Here is a 2598-nt window from a genome sequence, read left to right as displayed (position 1 = left end):
CCGAACGGGAACTTGGTGATGTTCTCGGCACCGTTTTCACCGACGACGAGGATGTCGTGTTCGCGGTAGCCGCCGGCGCCCGGCTGGCCATCCAGGACGGTAATCATGGGCTCCATGGAGACCACCATGCCCGGCTCCAGCACGGTGTCGATGTCTTCGCGGAGCTCCAGTCCGGCTTCGCGGCCGTAGTAGTGGCTGAGGACGCCGAAGGAGTGTCCGTAGCCGAAGGTGCGGTTGGCCAGCAGTCCGTGGCCCACGTAGATTTCATTGAGCTCGGCGGCGATGTCCTTGCAGACGGCGCCGGGTTTGATCAGCTCGAGGCCGCGCTTGTGGACCTCAACGTTGATGTTCCACAGTTCCAGCGAGCGGGCATCGGGTTCGCCGTAGAACAGGGTGCGTTCCAGTGCTGTGTAGTAGCCACTTGTCATGGGGAAGCAGTTCAGGGACAGGATGTCGTGTTCCTGGATTTTGCGGGTGGTGGCCCAGTTGTGGGCGCCGTCGGTGTTGATGCCGGACTGGAACCATACCCAGGTGTCGCGGATTTCGGAGTCCGGGAAGGTGCGGGCGATCTCGTGGACCATGGCCTCGGTGCCGATCAGGGCTACCTCGTACTCGGTGATACCGGCGGTGATGGCGTTGCGGATGGCTTCGCCGCCCAGGTCACCGATCCGGGCGCCGTGCTTGATGACCTCGATTTCTTCGGCGGACTTGATCATGCGCTGGCGCATGGCGGCATGGGCCACGTCCACCAGGGTGGCACCGGAGAAAGCGGCCTGGATCTTGTTGCGGTTATCCAGGGGCAGGGAGTCGTCTTCGACGCCGAGCCGGCGCGGGTTGATGCCGCGGGTCCGCAGGACTTCCTGGATGGCGAAGATGTAGTTGTCCCGGCGCCAGTCCGTGTAGACCAGGTTGTCGCCGAAGCTGCGGCGCCACGGCATGCCGGCGTCGATGTTGGCGGTGACGGTGACGTTGTCATCCTTGGTGACCACCATGGCGTAGGAGCGGCCGAAGGTGGTGAAGAGGAAATCGGAGTAGTACTTGATGGAGTGGTAGCTGGTCAGGACGACGGCGTCGAGCTCCTTCTCGGCCATGATCCGGCGCAGGCCGGCGAGCCGGTGCTCGAACTCCGTGTCGGAAAAGGTCAGGGAGACTTTCTGGCCGTTATTGAGGACCTTGGTCCGCTCCAGTTCGGCGACGGTTGTGGCGTTTTCAGATGCTGTGGTGGTCATTGTGGGTGATGCCTTTCTTGACTGCGGTTTGCGGGGGTGGAAAGTCTTCAGCGCTGGCCGGGCTATTCGTGGCGCAGCGGTTCCTTGCCCGTTTCCCTGGAGAGTGCGACGGCGATCAGGGAGATGACTGCCGCTGCGACCAGGTACCAGGCCGGNGCCAGGTTGTTGTGCGTGGCTGCGATCAGGAGTGTGGCCATGAACGGGGCGGTACCGCCGAACAGGGCGTTGGAGAGGTTGAAACTGACCGCGAAACCGCTGTAACGGACACGGGTGGGGAACATTTCGGCGAGGAAGCTCGGAAGTGTCCCGTCATTGAGGGTGAGCATGGCGCCCAGCAGGATCTGGACGAGGACGATGACCAGGAAATTTCCGGTTCCCAGCAGGGCGAAGGCCGGCACGGTCAGCACAATGAAGGTGATGGATGCACTGATCAGGACCTTCTTGCGGCCGTAGCGGTCCGAAAGCATCCCGGTCAGGAAGATGAATCCGATGTACGTCACCAGCGCAATGGTGGTGGCCAGGAAGGATTCGGTGGCTCCGAGCCCCAGCTCCGATGACAGGTACGTCGGCATGTAACTGAGGATCACGTAGAAGCCGACGGCATTGAGCAGCACGGCTCCGACGGCCAGGAGCAGCTGCCGCCAGTGTTTCCGGAACAGACTGGAGACCGGCGCCTTGATCGCCTCGCCCTCGGCGGCCAGTTCGCGGAACACCGGGGTGTCTTCGAGCTTGGTCCGGATGTAGCGNCCGATCAGGCCCATCGGGGCCGCCAGCAGGAACGGCAGGCGCCAGCCCCAGCTGTGCATCGCGTCGGTGCTGAGCAANGCGGTCAACAGGCCTGCAAGAAGAGAACCGAGGAGCAGNCCGGCTGCGGTGCTGGCGGGAACAACCGCGGCGTACAGGCCACGCTTGTTGGCAGGGGCATACTCGACCAGGAAGGCCGAAGCTCCGGCGTACTCACCNGAGGCGGAGAAGCCCTGCGCCACCCGGATGATCAAAAGCAGGATGGGAGCCCAGATGCCGATCGTGTCATAGCCCGGAATAAGGGCAATGCAGAACGTCGCACCGGACATGATCAAAATCGAGAGGGAAAGAGCTGTCCGCCGGCCCACCCGGTCACCGATATGGCCCCAGACGAACCCGCCCAACGGGCGGACCAGGAACGAAATCGCGAACAGGGCGAACGTCAGCAAAAGCCCCGTCTGAGGATCCGATTCAGGGAAAAAGACTGCCGCGATCGTAACGGCCAGATAGCCGTAAACCGCGTAGTCAAACCACTCAACAAAGTTACCGATAAAGCTGGCCGCGACCACTCTGCGGCGCGTTTCCTTGCTGACCACACCGTCAGCCGGTTCAAAATTCTGGCCGC

General features: G+C 62.6%; 2 protein-coding genes. Both read right to left on the bottom strand.

The genetic code is table 11. The features are described from left to right. Nucleotides 1-1229, bottom strand: a 1229-nt coding sequence (locus tag DAD99_RS21265) for an aminopeptidase P family protein (RefSeq protein ID WP_193343161.1), incomplete at its 3' end; no start/stop codon positions are given. A gap of 62 nt (nt 1230-1291) precedes the next feature. After that, nucleotides 1292-2569, bottom strand: a complete 1278-nt coding sequence (locus tag DAD99_RS21260; protein WP_193343162.1) for an MFS transporter — start codon at nt 2567-2569, stop codon at nt 1292-1294. Between the last annotated feature and the right edge of the window lie 29 nt (nt 2570-2598).

Source organism: Pseudarthrobacter sp. AB1, from assembly GCF_014926485.1.
In the GTDB taxonomy this organism is placed as follows: domain Bacteria; phylum Actinomycetota; class Actinomycetes; order Actinomycetales; family Micrococcaceae; genus Arthrobacter.
The sequence above is the reverse complement of the archived record's forward strand: the minus strand, read 5'-3'. Positions and strand labels throughout refer to the sequence as shown.